At 67.0% G+C, this 23643-nt stretch carries 23 protein-coding genes; 9 read left to right on the forward strand and 14 right to left on the reverse strand.

Going from position 1 to position 23643, the window contains the following annotated elements:
- The first annotated feature begins 57 nt into the window (after positions 1–57).
- Together glpX and ACLQ3C_RS11025 are read left to right on the forward strand one after the other, a co-directional pair.
- The gene (gene glpX / locus ACLQ3C_RS11020) at positions 58–1053 is read left to right on the forward strand and encodes a class II fructose-bisphosphatase (RefSeq protein WP_425705096.1); all 996 of its coding nucleotides are present in this window, start codon (positions 58–60) and stop codon (positions 1051–1053) included.
- A gap of 77 nt (positions 1054–1130) precedes the next feature.
- The gene (locus ACLQ3C_RS11025) at positions 1131–2831 is read left to right on the forward strand and encodes a fumarate hydratase (protein WP_425705097.1); all 1701 of its coding nucleotides are present in this window, start codon (positions 1131–1133) and stop codon (positions 2829–2831) included.
- A 59-nt stretch (positions 2832–2890) separates the two neighbouring features.
- On the opposite strand, the gene ACLQ3C_RS11030 is transcribed toward ACLQ3C_RS11025, so the two are convergent.
- Positions 2891–3982 (reverse strand): hypothetical protein, encoded by a 1092-nt coding sequence (locus tag ACLQ3C_RS11030; RefSeq protein WP_425705098.1) that lies wholly within the window; start codon positions 3980–3982, stop codon positions 2891–2893.
- Positions 3983–4187: 205 nt separating this feature from the next.
- Between ACLQ3C_RS11030 and ACLQ3C_RS11035 the strand changes: the two genes are divergently transcribed.
- Positions 4188–5588: a class II fumarate hydratase gene (locus tag ACLQ3C_RS11035; protein WP_425705099.1), complete on the forward strand. Its 1401-nt coding sequence runs from the start codon at positions 4188–4190 to the stop codon at positions 5586–5588.
- 70 nt (positions 5589–5658) lie between these two features.
- Positions 5659–5844 (forward strand): hypothetical protein, encoded by a 186-nt coding sequence (locus ACLQ3C_RS11040; RefSeq protein WP_425705100.1) that lies wholly within the window; start codon positions 5659–5661, stop codon positions 5842–5844.
- Between the two features lie 99 nt (positions 5845–5943).
- On the opposite strand, the gene ACLQ3C_RS11045 is transcribed toward ACLQ3C_RS11040, so the two are convergent.
- Positions 5944–6984, reverse strand: a complete 1041-nt coding sequence (locus ACLQ3C_RS11045; RefSeq protein ID WP_425705162.1) for a L,D-transpeptidase family protein — start codon at positions 6982–6984, stop codon at positions 5944–5946.
- A gap of 303 nt (positions 6985–7287) precedes the next feature.
- Between ACLQ3C_RS11045 and ACLQ3C_RS11050 the strand changes: the two genes are divergently transcribed.
- Complete coding sequence (locus ACLQ3C_RS11050) at positions 7288–8538, forward strand: MCE family protein (protein ID WP_425705101.1); 1251 nt, start codon at positions 7288–7290, stop codon at positions 8536–8538.
- A gap of 10 nt (positions 8539–8548) precedes the next feature.
- Here the strand turns inward: ACLQ3C_RS11050 and ACLQ3C_RS11055 are convergent, their stop codons facing one another.
- The 8 genes from ACLQ3C_RS11055 to ACLQ3C_RS11090 form a co-directional block, all read right to left on the reverse strand.
- Positions 8549–9253, reverse strand: a complete 705-nt coding sequence (locus ACLQ3C_RS11055) for a TetR family transcriptional regulator (protein ID WP_425705102.1) — start codon at positions 9251–9253, stop codon at positions 8549–8551.
- A 74-nt stretch (positions 9254–9327) separates the two neighbouring features.
- Complete coding sequence (locus ACLQ3C_RS11060) at positions 9328–10386, reverse strand: phosphotransferase family protein (RefSeq protein ID WP_425705103.1); 1059 nt, start codon at positions 10384–10386, stop codon at positions 9328–9330.
- Positions 10387–10423: 37 nt separating this feature from the next.
- Positions 10424–11689, reverse strand: a complete 1266-nt coding sequence (locus tag ACLQ3C_RS11065) for an acyl-CoA dehydrogenase family protein (RefSeq protein ID WP_425705104.1) — start codon at positions 11687–11689, stop codon at positions 10424–10426.
- Between the two features lie 82 nt (positions 11690–11771).
- Positions 11772–12593 (reverse strand): SDR family oxidoreductase, encoded by an 822-nt coding sequence (locus ACLQ3C_RS11070; RefSeq protein ID WP_425705105.1) that lies wholly within the window; start codon positions 12591–12593, stop codon positions 11772–11774.
- 105 nt (positions 12594–12698) lie between these two features.
- The gene (locus tag ACLQ3C_RS11075) at positions 12699–14006 is read right to left on the reverse strand and encodes a PhoH family protein (RefSeq protein WP_425705106.1); all 1308 of its coding nucleotides are present in this window, start codon (positions 14004–14006) and stop codon (positions 12699–12701) included.
- Between the two features lie 317 nt (positions 14007–14323).
- Positions 14324–15196 (reverse strand): acyl-ACP desaturase, encoded by an 873-nt coding sequence (locus tag ACLQ3C_RS11080; RefSeq protein WP_425705107.1) that lies wholly within the window; start codon positions 15194–15196, stop codon positions 14324–14326.
- A 67-nt stretch (positions 15197–15263) separates the two neighbouring features.
- Positions 15264–16595 (reverse strand): serine hydroxymethyltransferase, encoded by a 1332-nt coding sequence (glyA, locus tag ACLQ3C_RS11085; RefSeq protein ID WP_425705108.1) that lies wholly within the window; start codon positions 16593–16595, stop codon positions 15264–15266.
- Positions 16596–16656: 61 nt separating this feature from the next.
- Positions 16657–17907, reverse strand: coding sequence for a DUF885 domain-containing protein (locus ACLQ3C_RS11090; protein ID WP_425705109.1), 1251 nt, complete (start codon positions 17905–17907; stop codon positions 16657–16659).
- A 172-nt stretch (positions 17908–18079) separates the two neighbouring features.
- On the opposite strand from ACLQ3C_RS11090, the gene coaA reads away from it, so the two are divergent.
- Positions 18080–19021 (forward strand): type I pantothenate kinase, encoded by a 942-nt coding sequence (coaA, locus tag ACLQ3C_RS11095; protein WP_425705110.1) that lies wholly within the window; start codon positions 18080–18082, stop codon positions 19019–19021.
- A gap of 15 nt (positions 19022–19036) precedes the next feature.
- Here the strand turns inward: coaA and ACLQ3C_RS11100 are convergent, their stop codons facing one another.
- Positions 19037–19405, reverse strand: coding sequence for a cupin domain-containing protein (locus tag ACLQ3C_RS11100; protein WP_425705111.1), 369 nt, complete (start codon positions 19403–19405; stop codon positions 19037–19039).
- 57 nt (positions 19406–19462) lie between these two features.
- Between ACLQ3C_RS11100 and ACLQ3C_RS11105 the strand changes: the two genes are divergently transcribed.
- Entirely contained in the window at positions 19463–19915 is a 453-nt protein-coding gene (locus tag ACLQ3C_RS11105) for a MarR family winged helix-turn-helix transcriptional regulator (RefSeq protein WP_425705112.1), read from the forward strand.
- Between the two features lie 19 nt (positions 19916–19934).
- On the opposite strand, the gene ACLQ3C_RS11110 is transcribed toward ACLQ3C_RS11105, so the two are convergent.
- The 3 genes from ACLQ3C_RS11110 to ACLQ3C_RS11120 all read right to left on the reverse strand — a co-directional run bounded on the left by ACLQ3C_RS11110 (position 19935) and on the right by ACLQ3C_RS11120 (position 22350).
- Positions 19935–20183: a hypothetical protein gene (locus tag ACLQ3C_RS11110; protein WP_425705113.1), complete on the reverse strand. Its 249-nt coding sequence runs from the start codon at positions 20181–20183 to the stop codon at positions 19935–19937.
- Between the two features lie 211 nt (positions 20184–20394).
- Entirely contained in the window at positions 20395–21198 is an 804-nt protein-coding gene (locus tag ACLQ3C_RS11115) for an isoprenyl transferase (RefSeq protein WP_425705114.1), read from the reverse strand.
- Positions 21199–21240: 42 nt separating this feature from the next.
- Complete coding sequence (locus ACLQ3C_RS11120) at positions 21241–22350, reverse strand: hypothetical protein (protein ID WP_425705115.1); 1110 nt, start codon at positions 22348–22350, stop codon at positions 21241–21243.
- Positions 22351–22415: 65 nt separating this feature from the next.
- Here ACLQ3C_RS11120 and ACLQ3C_RS11125 point away from each other — a divergent pair, with 65 nt between their 5' ends.
- Both ACLQ3C_RS11125 and trhA read left to right on the forward strand, forming a co-directional pair.
- Positions 22416–22865 carry a MarR family winged helix-turn-helix transcriptional regulator gene (locus tag ACLQ3C_RS11125; RefSeq protein ID WP_425705116.1) on the forward strand — a complete coding sequence of 150 codons (450 nt, stop codon included), beginning with the start codon at positions 22416–22418 and terminating at the stop codon, positions 22863–22865.
- Positions 22866–22942: 77 nt separating this feature from the next.
- Positions 22943–23611 (forward strand): PAQR family membrane homeostasis protein TrhA, encoded by a 669-nt coding sequence (trhA, locus tag ACLQ3C_RS11130; RefSeq protein ID WP_425705117.1) that lies wholly within the window; start codon positions 22943–22945, stop codon positions 23609–23611.
- Positions 23612–23643: the final 32 nt, after the last annotated feature.

Here is a 23643-nt window from a genome sequence, read left to right on the forward strand (position 1 = left end):
CGACATGACATGCGAGGATGGGACCACCGCATCGCCGCACGCCGAGGAGTCGAAGACATGACCGAAGCCACCCCCCAGGCCCCCGATCGCAACTTGGCGATGGAGCTGGTACGAGTCACCGAGGCCGCCGCCCTGGCCGCCGGACGCTGGGTGGGTCGCGGCGACAAGAACGGTGGTGACGGCGCTGCCGTCGACGCCATGCGCCAGTTGCTCTCGACCGTCTCGATGCGCGGCGTCGTCGTGATCGGCGAGGGCGAGAAGGACGAGGCGCCGATGCTGTTCAACGGCGAAGAGGTCGGCGACGGCACCGGCCCCGACTGCGACGTCGCGGTCGACCCGATCGACGGAACCACCCTGATGGCCGAGGGCCGCCCGAACTCGATCGCGGTCATCGCCGTCAGCGAGCGCGGCACCATGTACGACCCGTCCGCGGTGTTCTACATGGACAAGATCGCTGTCGGCCCGGAAGCCAAGGGCGCCATCAACATCGACGAGTCGGTCGAGTGGAACATCAACTCGGTCGCCAAGGCCAAGGGCATCGACGTCGCCGACCTGACGGTCGTCGTTCTCGATCGTCCCCGCCACGCCAACCTGATCGGCGAGATCCGCCAGGCCGGCGCGAAGATCCGCCTCATCTCCGACGGCGACGTCGCCGGCGCGATCGCGGCGGCCGGCGACTACAGCAGCGTCGACATGCTGATGGGTGTCGGCGGCACCCCCGAGGGCATCATCACCGCCGTCGCGATGAAATGTATGGGCGGCGAGATCCAGGGCAAGCTGTGGCCCCGCAACGACGAAGAGCGTCAGAAGGCCATCGACGCCGGACACGACCTCGACCGGATCCTGACCAACGACATCCTGGTCAGCGGGGAGAACTCCTTCTTCTGCGCCACCGGCGTCACCAACGGCGACATGCTGCGCGGGGTGACCTACCGTCCGGGCGGTGCAACCACCCGCTCGCTGGTCATGCGGTCCAAGTCGGGCACCATCCGGCGTATCGAGGCCGTCCACCGGCCCGCCAAGCTGCGCGAGTATGCCGGCGTGAGCATCTGAGACCGACGGCACATCGACGGGTCGGTTAGGGCAGCCTTACCGGCTGAATGAGGGCCGGGCGCCGATAACATCGTCGCGTGAGTGAACCAGCCCTTGCTCCGGAGTTCCGCTATGCCGACCTGCTGCCCTCCGGAGCCGACGAGACCCCCTACCGGTTGATCACGACCGACGGGGTCTCCACGTTCGAAGTCAACGGCCAGGAGTTCCTGAAAGTCGAGCCGGAAGCACTGGAGAAGCTGACCGCCGAGGCGATGCACGACATCAGCCACTACCTGCGGCCGGCGCATCTGGCACAGCTGCGCAAGATCATCGACGACCCGGAGGCGTCGGGCAACGACCGCTTCGTCGCGCTCGACCTCCTCAAGAACGTCAACATCTCCGCCGGCGGTGTGCTGCCCATGTGCCAGGACACCGGCACCGCGATCATCATGGGCAAGAAGTCCGAGGGTGTGCTCACCGGAAGCGATGACGCCCAATGGATTTCTCGGGGCGTGTACGACGCGTACACCAAGCTCAACCTCCGCTACTCGCAGCTCGCCCCGCTGACGACCTACGACGAGAAGAACACCGGCACCAATCTGCCTGCGCAGGTGGAGATCTACGCCACCGAACAGGGACCGAAGGGGCCGGAGTACAAGTTCCTGTTCATGGCCAAGGGCGGCGGCAGCGCCAACAAGTCGTTCCTGTTCCAGGAGACCAAGGCGATCCTGAACCCCAAGCGGCTCTTGGAGTTCCTCGACGAGAAGATCCGGTCCCTGGGTACCGCGGCCTGCCCGCCCTATCACCTTGCGGTGGTCATCGGCGGCACCTCGGCCGAATTCGCCTTGAAGACAGCCAAATACGCGTCGGCGCACTATCTCGACACGTTACCCACCGAGGGCTCCATGGCCGCACACGGCTTCCGTGACGTCGAGCTCGAGGACGAGGTCTTCAAGCTGACGCAATCCTTCGGTATCGGCGCACAGTTCGGTGGCAAGTACTTCTGTCACGACGTCCGGGTGGTGCGTCTGCCGCGTCACGGCGCGTCATGCCCGGTGGCGATCGCGGTGTCGTGCTCGGCAGACCGTCAGGCCCTGGGCAAGATCACCGCCGACGGCGTCTTCCTCGAACAACTCGAGACCGATCCGGCCCAGTACATGCCGGATGCCGGGGTAGCCGAGGACATCGAGGGCGGCGCGGTCGTCGAGGTCGATCTGAACCGGCCGATGCCCGAGATCCTCGCCGAACTGTCGAATTACCCGGTGAAGACCCGACTTTCGCTGACCGGGCCGCTCGTCGTCGCCCGCGACATCGCACATGCCAAGATCAAGGAACGCCTCGACGCCGGCGAGCCGATGCCGGAGTACCTGCGCGATCATCCCGTCTATTACGCCGGGCCGGCCAAGACGCCAGAAGGCATGGCATCGGGATCGTTCGGCCCGACCACCGCCGGACGCATGGACTCCTACGTCGAGCAGTTCCAGGCCGCGGGCGGTTCGATGGTGATGCTCGCCAAGGGCAACCGGTCCAAGCAGGTCACCAATGCCTGTGCGGCGCACGGGGGTTTCTACCTCGGCTCGATCGGCGGTCCGGCCGCACGCCTGGCCCTCGACTGCATCAAGAGCCAGGAGGTCATCGAATACCCCGAACTGGGTATGGAGGCCGTCTGGAAGATCGAGGTCGAGAACTTCCCGGCGTTCATCGTCGTCGACGACAAGGGCAACGACTTCTTCACCGACCCCTCCGGTTCGGTGACGGTGCCGCTGAACGGCGTGCGGGTCCGCTCCCGGGAGCGCTGAAAACCGTTGTGCCGTAGATCGGTGCCACCAGGTGACACCGATCTACGGCACTGAATCGTCTACGGGCACCGTGCGCACCGGCTCGCCGAGCCCGTCCATCCGCCCGCGCTCAGCGCGCGTGCCACCTTGCGCGCCGTCACACAGGGTCGGTCGTACACCTGCCCCCAGCCCAGGCGCAGCGTCAGGCGCGCTGCGCCGACCGCGGCGTCGAGATCTGGTTCCATGTCGCGGTCGCGGTCCCGCGCAGAGTCATGCCAGGCGCGCCCATCCAGCTCGACGACCACTCCCCACTCGCCGTAGTCGACATCACGCAGTCCGCGCCGACCCGCGGTCGTCGGAGCCTGCCGTTGCGGCGACGGAAGTCCGTGCGCGCGTTCGACTCTCGTGAGGTAGCCGCGCTCGAGCACCGAGCAGGTGCCGTCGCGGACGTCACAAAGAACTTTCTCGACAAAGGCGCGGTGACGCAGCCGCGTCCGGCGTCGCACCGCCACGAGGAGCCGATCCGCTGTGGTCTTGCGCGCTCCGACCGCATCGGCAAGACACGCGACGACACTCATCTCGGACGACGTTGCACCGACGATGTCGAGTAGCGCTTCCTCGGTACGCACGCGCGGCGGCTGCGCATGCCACAACACCTTGTCGTCGAGTCCCGACCCGTAGTGCACGACGACGCCGGACCGTTGTGTCACCCGTCGGGCGCGATCCACCACGATGTGGATCGGCTCCGACGGCGCGCGCTGCCCGTCGTCCACGGCCGATGCATGACCGCCGGACACGGCAGATGTATGACCGCCGGACACGGCAGATGTATGACCGCCGGACACGGCAGATGTATGACCGCCGGACACGGCCGATGTATGACCGCCGGACACGGCAGATACATGACTCAGCGCCGCAGGAAAGGCGTCGAGTACGGCACTCCACGCTCGCTGCTGCCAGGTGAGCGGACCGGTGTGGTCCACATAGACACCCGGGTACACGACGGCCCACTCGTTGCGGCGAACTTTGCGGCGGATGAACGGAGCCGAGTATCCGCACTCGATCACCTGCCTGCGCGCGACGACGCCCTCCTGCCGGTCGAAAAGCTCGCCGAGGAGAGCCATGTCGGGCGATGCCACCGGTCGGTCATCACGCACGTCCTCCACCGTCATGTCGCACAGTGTGACCGCCGCCGACACCGACAACCCCTTGCCGAGCGGAACTTGTGCACAACTTCGACGCTGCGCACGGCCTGTGCCGTATTTCGGTGCCACTCGGCGACATCGAAATACGGCACTGACCCGGCAAGCATCCCGGAATGGCGCCGAGTAGCGTGGTTTGGGGTTCGCCACCGTCGACACCGGAGGAATGCATCACATGACCGAGCAGCAGTTCCGCATCGAGCACGACACCATGGGCGAGGTCAAGGTGCCCATCGAAGCGCTGTGGCGAGCACAGACGCAACGCGCGGTGGAGAACTTCCCGATCAGCCACCGTCCGCTCGAGCGCACCCAGATCCGTGCGATGGGACTGCTGAAGGCCGCGTGCGCACAGGTCAACAAGGACCTCGGACTGCTCGACGCCGACAAGGCAGACGCCATCATCGCCGCCGCGAAAGAGATCGCCGACGGGCGTCACGACGACCAGTTCCCCATCGACGTGTTCCAGACCGGGTCGGGTACCAGCTCGAACATGAACACCAACGAGGTCATCGCGTCGATCGCGAAAACCCATGGCGTCGAGGTACATCCGAACGACCACGTCAACATGTCGCAGTCGTCCAACGACACCTTCCCCACCGCCACCCATGTGGCCGCCACCGAGGCCGCGGTGAGCGATCTCGTCCCCGCGCTCGACCATTTGCGACTGGCACTGCGGGATAAGTCGAATCAGTGGCGTGAGGTGGTCAAAAGTGGCCGCACCCACCTGATGGATGCGGTGCCGGTGACGCTGGGACAGGAGTTCGGCGGATACGCGCGTCAGGTCGAGGCCGGCATCGAGCGCATCCGGACGACGCTGCCCCGTGTCGGCGAGTTGCCGATCGGCGGTACCGCGGTCGGCACCGGCCTCAACGCGCCCGCCGGCTTCGGCACCAGGGTCGTCGCCGAACTGCGCAAGCTCACCGACGTCGACGCGTTGCGGCTGGCGGCCGACAACTTCGAGGCGCAGGCCGCACGCGATGGCCTCGTCGAGTTGTCGGGTCAGCTGAAGACGGTCGCGGTCTCGCTCACCAAGATCGCCAACGACGTCCGCTGGATGGGGTCGGGACCGCTCACCGGACTCGGCGAGATCAGCCTCCCCGACTTGCAGCCGGGTAGCTCCATCATGCCCGGCAAGGTCAACCCCGTTCTGCCCGAGGCTGTTACGCAGGTGGCCGCACAGGTCATCGGCAACGACGCGGCGGTCACCTGGGGGGGCGGCAACGGCGCCTTCGAACTCAACGTGTACATCCCGATGATGGCCCGCAACGTGCTGGAGTCGCTCACGTTGCTGGCCAACGTCTCCCGTCTGTTCGCCGACCGCTGTATCGCCGGACTCGTCGCGCATGAGGACCAACTGCGAACCCTCGCCGAGAGCTCACCGTCGATCGTGACGCCACTCAACTCGGCGATCGGATACGAGGAGGCCGCCGCCGTCGCCAAGGAGGCCATCAAAGAGGGCAAGACGATCCGGCAGACGGTCATCGACCGTGGTCTCATCGGCGACAAACTCAGCGAAGCCGAACTCGACAAGCGTCTCGACGTCCTCAAGATGGCCAACCTGGATCACGAACGCTGATCCGCCCGACCCGTCCACCGCGCCCTCGGGGCAGTTCGAGAACGGGCCGCGGGCAACGCATGCGGTCGAGGTGTCCGACGAGATCGATGCCGCGACGAGATCTCTTGCCGCACATCACGTCTACGTGGAGGTACTCGACCCCGACGCACCGGTCGCCGAGCAGGCGCGGGCTCAGATCGACAGGGTGACCGCTGCCCGCGGCGACTTCGGTGGCCGGCGGGCGGTGGCATTCGCGCTGACCTGCGCCGGCGCATGACATCGGGCGCACAGACGGTGGGCACCACAAACGGCGACGCCGCCGATCCCGGCGGGATCGACGACGGCGCCTCGTCACTTCACGATTCGATCTGGGTTGTCAGCCACCGGTGCCGAGCAACGACGGAAGAATTCCGACCAGCTGATTGAGCAGTTGGGTCAGCGATTCGTCGCCCAGGAGTCCGGTGAGATCACCGGGAATCGTCGGCGTCGAGCTCTGCGGCGTGGTGGTGCCCGGTGTGGTGCTCTGCGGTGTCGTGCTCTGCGGAGTCGTGCTCTGCGGAGTTGTGCTCTGCGGTGCGGTGCTCGACGGTGCACTCTGGTTGACCCCGATGGTGATCTTGGGATGCTTGGCCGGATCGAGCCACTTGAGGACGTTGCGGAGCACGCCCTTGTCGATGGACACGCAACCCTGCGTCGGCTCACCGGTGCTGGCGTGCAGGAAGATCGCCGACGCCTTGCCCGGGACGCGCTGCGGGTTGGAGGCGATGTTCACCGCGTAGTCATAGGCCGAGCCGGCGCCGTAGAGGTTTTCGCTGTCGCCACCGGGGGTCTGGGCCTGATGGACATGGGTGTTGTAGGTGGGCGACTTCATGTTGGAGTCCCACCAATCCTGTTGGGTCGCCTGGAAGTACGGCATCTTGGTACCTGGGTTGGCCAGTCGGCCGAAGGCCTGGTCCAACGCGAAGGTGCCCTCAGGTGTCCGGTACACGTTGTCCTGCGGCTGCCCCATTCCCAACTCGCCCAGGAAGGCCTTGGTCGGGCCGAACACGGGCTTCCAGCTCCCGCTCGCCTCCCGTTCGAAGGCGGTCAACGACGCCGTCTGGTCGCTCGCCTTCGGTGCCGTCACCACGATCATCTGACTCGTCTGCTCCGCGCCCGGAACATTGCCGGAAGATCCGGTGCCGGCCAGGGAGTTCAGGATGGTGTCGAGTGCGGGGATGCCGCTGCGCGGAATGCTGATGCCCTCGGGCAGCGTCAGACGCGGAGTGGCCGAGGGCGTTGTGGTACCCGTTGGCGTGGTCGTTCCTGTTGGCGTGGTCGTTCCTGTTGTCGGCGCGGCCGGTGCGGCGGCGGCGTATCCGGCCCCGCCGGCGAAAGCAGCCATCACCGCAAGCACCAATAGTCCCAGGAATCCCAGTGGTCTCTTCAGTAACTTCTGCACCACACCAGTGTGGCAAAGCGCAAGAGCCCGTGAATCTCGCGATGGTCACGGTGCGGCATGGATCCGATTACCACCGCGGAAGCGGGCGAAGCGCGACTTCACCGCCGTGGATCTGGGTGGCCGTCGGGTGTCGTGGAGTAAGCCACGGCCGTTCCATGCCGTACGTCATAGCCGCAACGCCTCCCGACGTTGCCCACAAACCCCTGGTACCGCACCTTTACCCACGAGTAAGGTTTCGTCGGCTCCGCAGATGCGGGCCGGAAGGGTCGGTCCTCATCTATGCCTCCGCTGAGTCGGATTGCGCGCCTGCAGATCGCGGCCATCGTCGTCATCGGGCTGGTCATCAGCGTCGTCGCGGGCTTTCGGCTCGTCCATGTGAACCGTCTCGTCGGTGTCGGCGTCTACACGGTCACCATGCACCTCCCCGACTCCGGCGGGATCTTCACCAATGCCGAGGTCACCTATCTGGGCGTGCCGGTCGGCCGGGTCGGCCCGCTGCGCCTGACCCACGATGGCGTGGACGTGGAACTGCAACTGGACTCGAGTGCATCCCGGATCCCGGCGTCGGCCACGGCGGTGGTGGCCAATCGCTCGGCCATCGGCGAGCAATACGTCGACCTGCAACCGACACGCGGTGATGGCACATACCTGCATGACGGTGCGGATATCTCCACCTCGTCGGTGCCACCACCGCTCGACCAAGTGGTGGCCTCGACGATCCGGCTCGCCGACTCGGTACCGCTCGACGACCTGCACACCGTCATCACCGAATTGGGCAGGGCACTGGGCGGACAGTCCGACAACCTGACCCGGCTCGTCGATTCACTCTCGACGCTGTCGAGGGCCGGCGCCGACAACCTGCCCGCAACCGTCGGGCTCATTCAGGACGCGAATACCGTACTGGCCACGCAGGCCGAGCAATCCGATGCCATCCTCACGTGGTCGCGCGGACTCGATCTGATCACTGCGACGCTGTCGGCCGCCGATCCCGACCTGCGCCGGCTGCTGACCACCGGCACCGCGTCGGCCAGTCAGATCTCACAACTGGTGCAGCGCAACGGCGGTGACGCCGCGAAGGTCGTCCACGACCTCGCCTCGGTGACGCGCACCATCGCGCCGGCCACCTACACCACGTCATTGACCTTCGCGATGCTGTCACAACTCTCGGCGGGCAGCCACTCCACCGCACCGGGCGACGGACAGATCCATTTCGGCATCGTCCTGGAGACCAACAATCCGCCGACCTGCACCCGCGGCTACGAGAGCACCCAACGCATCATCGACGACGTGAGGCGCCGCAACCCGCGCTTCGACATCCGCTACGACGACTTCCCGTTCAACACCGACGCCTCGTGCACGGCGCCCTTCGGCACCACCAGCGGGGTACGGAGCGCCGACCGCGTCGCCCTCGCGAATCCCGACACCGCTCAGCCGTGGGATTCGACGCCCAAGAAGGATCCCGATCGCCTCGACCTCGCTCCGCTGGCACGCCAGCTCGCAGCACTCCTGGGCGTGCAACCGACATCCTGACCATCGCGCGTCAGGACTCTGAGACGCCCGGCTCCCCGGGCCCACGCAGCCGGATGGCGTTGGCCCACAACCGCGTTGCGGTGACCACCATCTGATCGAGGTCGGCGTAGTCGCCGAGGGCGAAGGCCTGATATGCCATCCGCGACACCATGCCAGACAATGCGGTCGCGGCCACGAGTGGGTCGAGGTCGGGATCGGCGAGACCGCGGTCCTGAAGGTCCTTGATGTGCCGGGCATTTCGGGTCGCGAACACCTGTCCGCGCCGGCGGCGCTTCTCGCGGAACTCCGGGATGTTGGCCGACACCTGTTCCAGGACGAGGCGCAGCTTCGCATTGCGCTTGTACGCCTCGAAGTATGCGCGATTGGCCGCCTCGAGGACCGCATACGGATCATCCTGCGCGCGGGTCTCCACGTGCGGAAGTCCAGGGTGGAGCATGTCCTCATGTGCAAGGGCCAGCACGGCGTCGAGGATCTCCTCCTTGCTGTCGAAATAGGTGTAGAAGGTCCCGGTCGAGCACTTCGCCTCGGCGGTGATGTCGGTCAGCCGGGCATCGGAGAATCCGTCACGCTCGAAGATCCGTCGGGCCGCCGTGATCAGTGCCGCCCGGGTGCGTTCGCCGCGCGCGGTGACCGGCGGAGCCTTTTCCCCGTCGGTCACCGCGAGCGGCGGCAACGAGTCGTCGCCCGGTCGCTTCGTCGTGTCACGTGCAGTCATACCGTCATCTTCTCACCGGCTCCATCGACCCCGGGTCCATCGACCCTTCCGGGGCCGACATCCCGGTCCTTCCACTACAGTCCGGCCGCATCGGCGACGGCACTCGCCTTGTCGACCAGAAGGTCGATGATGTCGCCGGTCGGCACCCCGGCGGCAGCACGGTTGGCCGGGTTGTCCTGAGCGCGCCGCAACACCCCCTCGGCGATGATCGCGACCTTCCACAGGCCGAGCGCATGCCAGAATCGCAGTGCCTGCGCATCACGGCCGCTGCGCTCGAGATACATCTCGGCCAACTGCTCGCGCGAGGGAAATCCGTCGAGCAGTTCCACCGGCGCCGCCAATGGGATATCCCCTGCCGCCGGCCAATACGCAAGGGTGCTACCGATGTCGGCGAGCGGATCACCGAGGGTCGACAGCTCCCAGTCGAGCGCGGCACGCACCGAGCCGGACTCCGGATCGACCATCACGTTGCGAATGTGGAAGTCGCCGTGCACCAGGCGGGTCTCGCGCTGTTCGGGAATGTTGGCCGACAGCCGCCCCGTCAGCTCGTCCAGGGCCGGTATCTCCCGGGTCTTGGATTTTTCCCACTGCGCACTCCACCGCTTGAGTTGCCGTGCGGCATAGGGCTTGTGGCTGGCGAGATCATTCAGTCCCACGTCCTCGAGATCCACCCGGTGAATGCGTGTCAGGGTATCGATCATCGACTCGGCGATGCGCCCACGCGTGGCCGGCGTCAACGCTTGCGCCGTCGGCATGCCGTCGAGCACCACACCGTCGACGTATTCCATCACCACCAGCGGCGCCGGGCTCACCGACTCGTCGGTGCACACGCCGAGGACCGCGGGAACCGGTACGTCCGTGCCGGCCAGCGCCGAGAGGATGCGCGCCTCGCGCACCACGTCGTGCGCCGACGCCAGCAGATTGCCCACCGGCGGCCGGCGCAACACCCAGCGCCCGCCCGCCTCGTCGGCGAGCAGATACGTCAGATTCGATTGCCCGAGACCGACTCTCGTGCAGGTCATCGAACCCTGCGGGCGGACCCCGATGCGCGCGAGCCACTCGCCGAGCGCTACGGCGTCGACCTCCGGGATCACGGCCAGCCCCGTCTCGTGAATCTTCCCTTCATTCACCATCGTCAACCCCCTCGCGCAGCGGCACGGCCACCATCACCTAGCGCGCCGACAATGCGTTGTCCGATACCCCGTCGACCTTCTCGGGCACGGCCGCCGACGTGCGGTACTGGCGTAGCTCCCGTCGCGCGATGGCACGCTTGTGGACCTCGTCGGGACCGTCGGCCAGCCGAAGCGTCCGCAGGTGCGCATAGGCCTCCGCCAGCGGGAAGTCGTCGGTCACACCGGCACCGCCGTGTACCTGGATGGCGCGGTCGACGATCTTGAGGGCCACATTCGGCGCGGCGACCTTGATCGCGGCGATCTCGGTGGCGGCGGCCTTGTTGCCCACCGTGTCCATCATGTACGCCGCCTTGAGCGTCAGCAGCCGCACCATCTCGATATCGATGCGCGCCTCGGCAATCCAGTCCGCGATGTTGGCGCGGTCGGCCAGCGCTCGCCCGAAGGTGGTCCGTGCCCCAGCCCGTCGGCACATGAGTTCCAGTGCGCGTTCGGCCATTCCGATAGCGCGCATGCAGTGATGGATGCGCCCCGGCCCCAGCCGCGCCTGCGCGATCGCGAATCCCTCGCCCTCCCCCTTGAGGACATCGGTGGCCGGCACCCGGACGTTGTCGAAGACCAACTCGCCGTGGCTTTCCCGGTCCACATACCCGAATACCGGGAGGTTGCGCAGGATCGTCAGGCCGGGCGCATCGGTGGGAACGACCATCATCGACTGCTGCCGGTGCGTCGGCGCACTCGGATCGGTCTTGCCCATCACGATCAGCACCTTGCAGTCCGGACGGACCGCGTTGGACGCGAACCACTTCCGCCCGGTGAGGACGTAGGAGTCACCGTCTCGGACCATCTGCAGCTCGATGTTCGTCGCATCCGAGCTCGCGACCGCGGGTTCGGTCATCGCGAAGGCCGAGGCGATCTCACCGTCGAGCAGCGGCTTGAGATAGCGCTCCTTGTGCTCATCGGTGCCGAAGAGGGTGAGCACCTCCATGTTGCCGGTGTCGGGTGCGTTGCAGTTGAACACCTCGGGCGCCCAGCCGACCCGGCCCATGATCTCGGCGAGATGGGCGTACTCCAGGTTCGTCAGACCCGGGCCCCAATCGGCATACGGATGGAACAGATTCCACAGCCCCTCGGCCTTCGCCTTGGCCTTGAGCTCGAGCAGGATCGGCGGCGTCGCATGCGGATTCGCCGACTCACGCATCTGCTGCGAATACACCGCCTCATTGGGGTAGATGTGTTCGTCCATGAAGGCCAGCAGCTTGCGGCGGTAGTCTTCGGCGCGCGGCGACGGCTCGAACAGGGTCATGCGACTTCTCCTCGATGAGAGCGTGGTGACTGATTGATGGGTCTGGTGATGAGTGAATAAGGCACGGTCCGCCAGGGCGGGCTCATGCATCCTGCGGCGCGAGCAGCGATGCCTGATAGCGGCGCATCCCGCGCAGCCACCGGTCGTAGTCGGCGCCTTTGTGGCGATACATCTCGAGCACTTGGGGGTGCGGCAGGATGAGGAAACGCTCGTCGGCGACGGAGGCCAGCACCAGCTGCGCCACCTCGTCGGGGGTGAGCACCGCGCCTGCGGTCTCCACCGCCCGCTGCATGAGGCGCCCGCCGGGCGTATCCGGGGTGGCGTCGGGACGCAGCAACTTGGTGTCGACGCCCATCGGACACAGGCAACTGACCCGAATTCCGGCGTCACCGTAGGTCGCCGAGAGCCACTCGGCGAATCCGACCGCCGCGTGCTTGGTGACCGAATACGTCGCCGACCCCAGCTGGGTCAGCAAACCCGCCGCCGAGGCGGTGCTGACGAAATACCCGCGGCCTCGCTCTGCCCACTCCGGGACGAGCCGGCGCGCGGCGCGCACGTGGGCCATCAGGTTCACATCGATGACGGTGGCCCAGTCGTCGTCGGTGGCCTCGAGGCCGGTGGCCCCGCCGATCCCGGCGTTGGCGAAGTACATGTCGACCGGGCCGAAATGCTCGGCGGCAGCGGCGATCACCTCGTCGATGTGCGCGTTGTCGGCAGCATTTCCCGAGCGCGCCACCACCTCTGCGCCGCGGTCGGCGATGGTCTTCGCCGTCGCGGTGACGGCGTCGGCGTCGAGGTCGGTCAGCACGACGCGGGCGCCCGCCGCAGACAGCGCACGGGCGATGGCTCCCCCGATGCCGCCACCCGCACCGGTGACGACGGCAACTGTGTTCTGGATCTCCATGATCCGTACCGTACTTGAACCCGGTTTCAAGTTCAAGGGCGGTGCGGGCTGCCGGTCGTGGTTCCGGGTCGGCCGGCGACGGTCACCGGCCGACCCGGGGCTGCGTCAGTAGACGGCGCCGGGAGCGAACTCCTCGAGCACCTCGGTGACCAGTGCGGCGATCGGTGAGCGCTCACTGCGGGTGAGCGTGATGTGCGCGAAAAGCGGGTGCCCCTTGAGCTTTTCGATGACGGCGGCCACCCCGTCATGCCGGCCGACCCGCAGGTTGTCGCGCTGGGCGACGTCGTGGGTCAACACCACACGCGAGCCCGAGCCGAGTCGCGAGAGCACCGTCAGCAGCACGTTGCGCTCCAGCGATTGCGCCTCGTCGACGATGACGAACGAGTCGTGCAGGGACCGACCGCGGATATGCGTCAGGGGCAGCACCTCGAGCATGCCCCGGGCGAGGACCTCCTCGAGCACCTCCGGCGATGCCAGCCCTTCGAGCGTGTCGAAGACGGCTTGCGCCCATGGACCCATCTTTTCGTCGGCACCGCCGGGTAGGTAGCCGAGTTGCTGGCCACCGACTGCGTACAACGGACGGAAGACCACGACCTTGCGCTGGGTGCGGCGTTCGAGCACGGCTTCCAGACCGGCGCACAGGGCAAGTGCCGATTTACCGGTACCGGCCTTGCCGCCGAGCGACACGATCCCGACCGTGTCGTCGAGGAGGAAATCGAGCGCCACCCGCTGCTCGGCCGAGCGGCCGTGCAGACCGAACACCTCGCGGTCACCGCGCACCAGCTGGACGGTCTTGGATTCGTTGACCCGGCCGAGCGCGCTCGACGAGCCCGGCCCGAGAAGGCGAACGCCGGTGTGGCACGGGAGTTCTCGAGCGGCATCCAGGTCGACGACCCCCTCGGCGAACAGAGTGTCGATGACCTCGGACGCGACATCGAGCTCGGTCATCCCCGACCAGCCGGAGACGACGACGTCCTGGGCGTGATATTCGTCGGCGGCAAGGCCGACGGCACCGGCCTTCACCCGCAGTGGGGTGTCCTTGGAGACGAGGATGACGTCGGCTCCCTCCGCCCGCAGGTTCAGCGCACACGCCAGGATGCGCGAATCGTTTGTGTCCGTGCGGAATCCGGCCGGCAGGACCGCCGGGTCGGTGTGGTTGAGCTCCACCTGCAGCGTGCCGCCGGATTCACCGATTCCGAACGGCACATCGAGCCGCCCATGATCGAGCCGTAGGTCGTCGAGGAGCCGTAAGGCCTCGCGGGCGAACCAGCCGAGCTCGTGGTGGTGACGTTTGCCCTCGAGTTCGCCGATGACCACCAGTGGCAGAACCACGTGGTGTTCGGCGAAACGGGTGACCGCCCAGGGATCAGAGAGCAGGACGGAGGTGTCGAGGACGTAGGTGCGTGTGGTCACGTGGGCTCCTACAGTTGTGCGGCACCCGCACAAACCAGTTCAAGTCGACCGGCATGATCTCGGTCCGTTCTCGCCTCAGGCGAGATGGACGGGGACCGGGGCCGGCCCCCTCGCGTTGCTGTTGCACACCACGATTGAGAACCTCCCGGACGAACCGCTTCCCCGCGGCCCGTCACCCGTCAACGTACGCGGAATGCCCCGGCGCGGCGCGCCCCCGAAGGTGTGTCGGCGTGAATTCCACGTAAACGCCCGTATCGTCGGACGCAGTGACGCACTCGGCCGCCACGGCGGCCGAGTGCGTGCGCGGGAAGGCCGGATCAGCTGCCGGCGAGAGCGAGGATGCGCCGGCGTGCGGCCTGAGCGTCCGCGCCGAGTTCCTGGAGGCTCTCGAGTTTGAGGCCGTCGGCGATACTCGCGGCGATCGCGGCGTGGGTCTGGCCGTTCTCGTAATCGGCGATCAATGCGCGTTCGGCGTCGAAGTCGTCGATGTCGAAGCCGATCGGCTCGGTGGTCAGCCGGGCCAGCGCCTCGTCGACCGCGATGACGGTCGCATCCTGGTCGGCGACGAGGCCGGCGCCGAGGAAGTTCACGAAGGTGCGGGCCTGCAATTCGTCGTCAGCGCTGATCTTGACGAGGATCTGCTGATACACGTCGTCGGTCACTGCCCCCGACAGCCGCTTGATGAACTGCACGCACTGGTTCTCGTGCACGGCCATCAAGGCCAGGACGTCGAGTGGGCCGAGATCCCGCACCAGCTCCGGTCGCTGCCGATATCCCTTGGTCACGTGCTCGCGGCGGTGGTTTTCGGCGTCGACCGGGTTGATCGCGCGCCGCACGACCAGGTAGTCCCGCAGCACGACGGCATGCCGGTTGTCCTCGGCGGTCCACACACCCACCAACTGACGCCACTCGGAGAACGCCGGGAAGTGTATGGCGAGCAGCCGATGGTAGGACGGCAGGTTGTCCTTGGTGAGAAGCAGCGCGAGCGTGCCCGCACGCGCCTCGTCGGAGAGAGTCGCCTGGGCGGGGTCCCAATCGTCGCCACCGAGGAACGCGAAGTTGCGCCCGTCGTCCCACGGAATCCAGTCGTGCGGATTCCACGGCGTCGCCGCTGCGTGGTGATCCTCAGAGATCTCCGGAAGCGCCTTCTCGAGCGCAATGATCAGGTCGTCCTCGGTGAGTGCGTTCATCGCGCCCGAGGGTACGCCAAGGGTCCGCATCGACGGCAGGCCGGGCACCCTTCGAGTGCGCCGAGGGTCAGATCCGGCTCATCAGCCCCCACGACTCCAGGCCGTCGTAGAGGGGGAAGTCCAACGCGAGACGCGAGACGCGGGCGCGCAACGCCGACACATCCGCGCTCGGCCCGGCGGCCAGCGTGCCCGCGATGATGTCGGCGACCTCGGCGAATTGTTCGTCACCGAACCCGCGCGTGGCCAACGCCGGGGTACCGATCCGCAGTCCCGAGGTCACCATCGGCGGCCGCGGATCGAAGGGCACCGCATTGCGATTGACCGTGATCCCGACGTCGTGCAGCAGGTCCTCGGCCTGCTGGCCGTCGAGTGGGCTGTTGCGCAGGTCGACGAGGATCAGATGGACGTCGGTACCGCCGGTCAGCACCGATACCCCGGCCTTGGTGACGTCCTGCCCGGTGAGCCGATCGGCGAGGATCTTGGCACCCGACACGGTCCGGCGCTGGCGCTCGGCGAACTCCTCGGTCCCGGCGATCTTGAGCGCCACGGCCTTGCCTGCGATCACATGCATGAGCGGACCGCCCTGCTGGCCGGGGAACACCGCCGAGTTGAGCTTCTTGGCCCACTCCTGCTTGGCGAGGATGATGCCCGAGCGGGGCCCGCCGAGCGTCTTGTGCACCGTCGAGGACACCACGTCGGAGGCGGGCACCGGGCTCGGATGCAGCCCCGCGGCGACCAGCCCGGCGAAGTGGGCCATGTCGGTCCACAGGTAGGCGCCGACCTCGTCGGCGATGGAGCGGAAGGCGTCGAAATCGAGGATGCGCGGGTAGGCCGACCACCCGGCGACGATCACCTTGGGCCGGGTGTCGAGGGCGATCTTGCGCACCTCGTCCATGTCGACGCGGAAATCCTCTTTGCTGACGCCGTAAAAGGCGTTCTCGTAGAGCTTTCCGGAAAAGTTCAGACGCATGCCGTGGGTCAGGTGACCGCCGTGGGCGAGGTCGAGTCCGAGCAATGTCTCGCCGGGCTCCATCAGTGCGGCCAGCACCGCGGCATTGGCCTGCGCGCCGGAATGCGGCTGCACGTTCGCGAAGTCGGCCCCGAAGAGTTCTTTGGCCCGATCGCGGGCGATGTCCTCGACGACGTCGACGTATTCGCAGCCGCCGTAATATCGACGGCCGGGGTAACCCTCGGCGTACTTGTTGGTCAGCACACTGCCCTGCGCCTGCAGCACCGCGCGCGGAACGAAGTTCTCCGACGCGATCATCTCCAAGGTGTCGCGCTGACGACTCAGCTCACCGTTCATCGCGGCGGCGACGTCGGGATCGAGTTCGGCCAGCGACATCGAATTCACCGGCGTCGAGTTCACGGATTGGGCGGACGAGGCGTTCTCGGTCATGCCCGCAAGTCTATGGCCATCGCGGCGAGCCGAATAATCCGCCCGGACCTCGCCGCATCGGTCAGGGTGTCGCACCCAGTTCCGCGCGTAGCGATGCCGGGATCAGCGGCTCGTCGAGCAGCCGGCCGAATCGGGTCGTGCGGTGGGCGCCGGCGATTGCGGGGGCGGCCGAATCGAGCCATTGCTGCAGCAGCCGGTAGCCCTCGACGTAGGTCGAGATGTACGCCCGCCACAACGGCGAGGTCAGGAATCGCAGCATCTGATGAGCCCGCTCCGGCGGCGCGAGCAGCCAGCGTTGCAGGAATTCGGCGGCGGTGTCGGCGTCGCGGTGCTGATCGTGCAGCATCAGCGCGGCGTCCTGACGCACGCCGAGCAGTCCAGCGGTGGCCCGGCCCACCCGCTGGGCTCGTCGCCCGTCGAACCGGAGTCCGAGATCGGCGTAGATCTCGGCCGCCCATATTCCCCAGTCCGGTCCGATGATCGCGCCGAGCGCGTGGTCGGCGAGTCCCTCGGCCATCAGGCATTGCGGCGTGTTGACCAGGAAGATCGTCTGCTCCTGTTGGCCGCCACCGACGAGCAGCTGCTCCTTGCGGCAGTGTTCGGTGTGGTGTCCGGGATAGGCCTCGTGCGCGATCAGCTGCGGCAGACTCGACATGTGTTGTGTCAGATCACCGTTGATCGCCACCCGCGACCGGTATCCGCCGAGGTAGTAGTTGAATCCCGACCACGGCTTGTCGGCGACGACCTCGAAATCGACGATCTCAGAGTCGGGCAGCGGATAGACCGCCCGCACCCGCTCGCGCAACGCGCCACTGAATGCGCGCACGCAGTCGTCGACCCGCTCGGGGGGTATCTCCTCGGCGCGCCGGTAGGCGGTGTACGCCGCCGTCAATGACTCCGCCGTGGCGCCCGGGACATCCAGCGCCACAGCGAGTTCGGCGTGCGCATCGCGATATGTCGCCGGATCGCCCGGCGCGATGTCGACGTCGAAGTAGGCACGGACCTCCTCGACGAAGCCGATTTCCTCGCCGGCGAACTTGCGCGCCGAACACTCCAATGCGCGCAGGTGCGCGGCGATGAATGCCGCCCGGCCCGGATCGAGGTCACCGGGCAGGTCGGTCTGCAGACCGCGTGCGGTGTCGGCCAGCCGGGACGGATGCGGCGCGGGCGCATTCTGCACTGCCGCACGCAGCGTCGGATCCCCGGTGTAGGCGTCGACGAACCCCTCCTCGAGGCGGTCGAAGGCCAGTCCCAGCAACAGATATTCGGTGACAACTCCAGACGGCGCCGCCGCCGGACGCGAAGAAGGCATACCGGCAGGCTACCGAGAACGCGGCGACAACCGATGACGCGAGCAGACAACGGACAGCCGCGGCGAGCGCGGCGAGTGCGAGGGCGCGGGACCGGGCGGCCGGGGTCCCCTTATAGGGTGGGTGCATGACGAGCACCTCAGTCGCGACCGTCACGGGTCCGGGGCGGCGCTGATGTCACGCCACTCCAGTGATCGCGATCCCAGTCTCTACATGGAACTGGACCGCAAACAGTGGCGTGAACTACGTGAATCGATGCCGATGGTGCTGACCTCCGACGAGCTCGCCCAGCTCGTCGGCCTCGGCGAACAGATCGATCTGACCGAGGTCGCCGAGGTCTACCTGCCGCTGTCGCGACTCATCCATCTGCAGGTCGCCGCCCGCCAGCGGCTGTTCGCGGCGACGTCGACCTTCCTCGGCGACCGGCGCGGCGACAAACAGGTGCCCTTCGTCATCGGGATCGCCGGCAGTGTGGCCGTGGGCAAGTCGACGACCGCACGCGTGCTGGCCGCCCTGCTCGCCCGCTGGGAATCACACCCGAAGGTCGACCTGGTCACCACCGACGGCTTCTTGTTACCCACCGCCGAGCTGCAACGGCGGGAGATCATGCACCGCAAGGGTTTTCCCGAGTCATACGATCGGCGTGCGCTGCTGCGCTTCGTGACCGAGGTCAAGTCGGGGGCCCGCGAGGTCACCGCGCCCGTCTATTCGCATCTGACCTACGACATCGTGCCCGATGTCCGCCACTACATTCGTCAGCCCGACATCTTGATCCTGGAGGGACTCAACGTCTTACAGACCGGCGAGACCCTCATGGTGTCAGACCTGTTCGACTTCTCCATCTACGTCGACGCCAAGACCACCGACATCGAGCGGTGGTACGTCTCGCGATTCCTGCAGATGCGCTCGACGTCGTTCGCCGACCCGAATTCACACTTTCACCACTACGCGTCGTTGACCGATGAGCAGGCGATGATCGCCGCACGCGACATCTGGACCTCGATCAACCTCCCCAATCTGCGCGAGAACATCCTGCCGACCCGCCCGCGCGCCACTCTCGTGCTGCGCAAGGACAGCGACCATTCGATCAATCGGGTCCGCCTGCGCAAGTTGTGAATCCGGTTCCCGCGACTACTGCGCCCACGGCGGACTGATCTGCTGTCCCGATACCGTCGTCGCCTGTAGGCCGGCAACGGCCGTGACCCACAGCGTCGCCTCGTGCATACCCGGATTGTCCAGGCGCACTTCGCTGTCGGCCGGAACGAAGACGACCGCACCGACCTGAAGGGCCTCGGGACGGCCGTCGAGGTACAGCACCGGCTCGCCGCCCAGCACCAAGAAGATCTCCTCGCGGTCCACCCGGTGCGCCGTACCCTGCTGAGTGGGTCCGACAACCGTTCGCCAGGCGCATAATTCGGTGCTGCCGCGCGACGGGCTGACGAATGATTCAAATAGTGATCCGTGCATCCCATGCACGGTCGGCTGCGTGACAACAGGCATATCCCACTCCCTAGTTGGACAGATTATCTGTCTTTATAAGACAGTTAGACTGCCCTCATGTCAAGCCCGCTTCCCCCCATCGCCGATCTTCCGTTCCTACTGATGCGGGCCCAGGCGGCCGTCGCCGAACGCATCAACGATCAGATCGCCGCGCACGGCCACCCGGGACTGCGGCCGGTACACGGGGTGATCTTCGCGCGGATCGCCGCCGCCGGCGCATCGGTGAACGAGATCGCCGCGCACCTGGGTATCACCAAACAGTCGGCCGCGACGATCATCGAAGCCCTCGAGGCCGACGGTTACGTCTCCCGGCGCCCACATCCGACCGATCGCCGTGCGCGCCTCGTCGAACTCACCGACCGCGGACGCGGGGTCACCGAACTGGCCGCGCGTACTGCCGCAGCGGTGGCCGGCGAGATCGAGAGACAGATCGGGCGCGGTGCCATGGCAACCGTCCTCGATGCGCTACACCGCATGGGCGAGGGCACCCCGCCCCGGCCGGCATGGTGATCGGGACTTCAGGCGGCGCTCAGCTCGACTTCTTCTCGGCCCGCCTGGCCGGCCACTGCTCGACTGTGGTCGCGGTCTGCACGAAGTCACCGCGCGGCAACAGTCCGTCCGTACGCAGCGCCGACCCGCCGACGTTGATGCCGAGCACACACTTCGGGGAACCCGACTGCCGCGCAATGCCTTTGGCCAGATCGACCAGATCGAGGACGGCCGGCCCGGCCACCTCGACGTCGCCGCGCCCGGCCGAGTAGCTGCTCGGCGAGTTCATACCACTGAGCCGAGCGCACCACCGTCAGGACGTCGGGCGAGAGCAGTTCGCGATAGACCCGTTCCTGGGCGCCCTTGCCCTGGTAGTAACCGAACCGGGAGTTCACCGCCGGGTCGGCGGCGTTGATGATCGACAGGCAGACGACCCGCTCGACTCCGGCGGCCGCCGCCCCGGCTGCCCCGTCTCGCCGGCAGCGCCCGGCCGCGGCGCGCTACTTACCGAACCGCCGATTCCGCGCCGCGTAGTCGCGCAGTGCGCGCAAGAAATCCACTCGCCGGAATTCCGGCCAGTACGCGTCGGTGAACCAAATCTCCGAATAGGCGCTCTGCCACAACAAGAATCCGGACAACCGCTGCTCCCCCGACGTACGGATCACGAGATCCGGGTCGGGTTGCCCTTTGGTGTAGAGGTTGCGGTCGATCGCCTCGACGGTGACCGCGTCGATCATCTGTTGCGGGGTCGCGCCTTCGCCGAGTTGTTCGGCGAGCAGGGCGCCCACCGCATCGGCGATCTCCTGCCGACCGCCGTAACCGATCGCGACATTGACGTTCATCCCGTCGCAGTCCCGGGTGCGCTCGGATGCGGCGCGCAGCCGCTCGGCCACCGGCTCGGGCAGCTGCTCGAGTGTGCCCACGATGCGCACCCGCCAGTTGCCGTGGTGCGGGTCGCCGTCGGTGATCGGCGCGGAGATCTCGTCGACGATGTCGGGCACGATCTCCAGCAGCGCGTCGAGTTCTTCGGAATCACGCTGGAGGTTTTCGGTGGAGAGGAGGTAGATCGTCACGGTGGTGATGTCGAGTTCCGAACACCAGCCGAGCATGTCGGCGATCCGTTGTGCACCGACGCGGTGTCCGTGGCTGACGTCCTCGAAACCCGCCTCCCGCGCCCAGCGCCGATTGCCGTCGCAGATGATCGCGACATGGTGCGGCAGCCGCGTGGTGTCCATCAGCTGGATCAGCCGGCGCTCGTACACGCTGAGCATCGCGCCGCGCAGGCGATCGGGAAGCAGTTTCATCGGACACCAGCCTAACCGTCGTCCGGCGGCAACCGGATGAGGTCAGGCCACGACTTCCTCGGCGAGCTCCTCTTCCTGCGTCGGCGTCAGCTCCGCCGGTATCCGCTCGGTCGATGGCTGCTGTCCGGAACGCTCGTGCCGCCCGGCTCCGGTGCTCGCCGGGACGGCGGCCGGGGCCTGCCGACGACGCTCGACGATGCCGGCCACCACCACCAGGGCGGCGGCGGCGATCAGCCAGCCGATGACCTTGCCGACCGGGCCGGCGAGGGAGACCTGCGGGAAGTATGCGAGGTCACGCGCGGCCTCGTTGAACCCGGCGCCGATCCAGAAGTCGTGCAGGGCGGCGAAGAAGCGTGGTTGCAACTCGGGGGCGAAGACACCGCCGGAACTGGTGAAGTTGAGTCCGACGAATATCGTGACCATCGCCAGGGTCGTGAATCGGCCGATCAGTGGGTGGAGCCCGATGGCGAACAACATCGTGGCCAGCGCGTAGGGAATCGACAAGCCGAAGATCTGCCACTGCGCGCCGGGCAGCGCGTCGAAGCCGAACACCGCGATCAAGGTGAGGACGCCGGCGGCGAGCACCGCGGCTCCGACAGCCAGGCCCGCTCGGACGCGCAACGAGCGCCCGCCGGCGGCCACCGCGATGGCGATCCCGGTGCCGTAGGAGCCGACGGTCAGTGCCACGAGGAAGAAGAAGAGGCTCTGTCCGGATGGATCGCGGGAGGGGTCGGCGGCAACCACATCCACGACGTGCAGGGGTTGCTGATGGGCGACGGTGATCTGGGTGAAGATCCGCTCGAGCATCACCGCGGTCGGGTCCCCGGCCGCCGTCGACACCAGTAGTTGAGGGTTCGTGGCATCGGGCACGAAGGCCGCCGCGATCTCTCGGTGTTCGATCGCCGACCGGGCCTCGTCGACGCTCGTGACGGTGCGAATGTCGACGTGATCACCGAGATCCCGCTGAAGTTCCTGTGCGGTCACCGCGGTGGCGACCGTGTCGCCGACCACGTTCACCCGAAGCTCGTGCGGATCCGGCTTGTGGAAGCCGCCGAGATAGCACAGCGCCATCACGATCCCGATGACGAACGGGACGGCGACGTGCGCGGCGATCGTCTTGAGCGGCAACGCCGGATTGGGGGCCGATGACATGGGTGTACCTCTCTCACCAAGTCGAAGTTGCATTATGCAACCCCATTAAGTTGTAGAGTACAACCATGGATGCTTCCGAGCAAGCCTCGACCGCCGAACAGGTTGCCCAGGAATTGGTGACACTCTCGCGCCGATTGCGCAACGGCGCCCGTCAGATCTATGGGGAGGATGGGCTGACCTTCGTCGAGTACTCGTTGCTGACCCTCGTCGACGACCATCCCGGAATCAGCGCAGGCGCCCTTGCCCGCGCAGCGAGCATCGACAAATCCACTGCGAGCCGGCAATTGGGCGAGTTACGGCGACGCGACCTGCTCCGCCGCCACCACGACGCCTCGAGCCCGCGAACCCAGGCCCTCGAATTGACCGAGAACGCCCGGGTGATTCTCGGGCACATACGCCGACGCAGCGGCGCCGAGATCGCCGCACGATTGGCCGATTGGCCGCCGCAGGACATACAGCGATTCGCCGAGTTCCTGCACCGCTACAACAGTTCGGCGCCCCTGGACCCGATCTGAGCGACACCTCACCGGCATGCGGCACTGCGTCGGAGAACACCGCCATGCGGACACCAGGTTACGGTAGCGTAGGTTGCATGACCGCGCTGCTGACGACCCCGGCGGACGAGCCGCCCCGACTGCGCGGCGTCATCCACCACTACTCGGCGTATGTGGCCGTGGCCTGCGGCATCGCCGTCGTCGTCGGTGCCGCGTGCCTACGCGGTACCTCGGCGGCGCTCGCGTGCGCGACCTACGCACTGACCGTGATCGGCCTCTTCGCGGTCTCCGCGAGCTACCACCGCATCGCCTGGCGCACCCCGCGCGCACAGATCCGCATGAAGCGCGCCGACCATTCGATGATCTTCGTGTTCATCGCCGGTAGCTACACGCCGTTCTGCGTGGTGGCCCTACCCGACCCGGTCCGCTGGTGGGTGCTCGGAATCGTCTGGGCCGGCGCACTGGCCGGCGTCGCACTGAAACTCGCGTGGCCGGGCGCCCCACGATGGCTCGGCGTCGCCCTTTATGTACTGCTCGGCTGGGTCATCATCGCGGTGGCCCCGACCCTGATCTCCGACGCCGGCGTGCTGGTGATCGTGCTGCTGGTCCTCGGCGGGATCTTCTACACCATCGGCGGGGTGCTCTATGCGGTGCGCTGGCCGAACCCATGGCCCACGGTGTTCGGCCATCACGAGGTGTTCCATGTGTGCACCGCGATCGCCGCGCTGGCCCACTACGTCGCGGTCTGGCTGGTTCTGACCGCCTGACCACCGACCACGACACGACTGCCCCGGCGATT

This window comes from Gordonia sp. DT30, from assembly GCF_049844915.1.
Taxonomy (GTDB): Bacteria; Actinomycetota; Actinomycetes; order Mycobacteriales; family Mycobacteriaceae; genus Gordonia.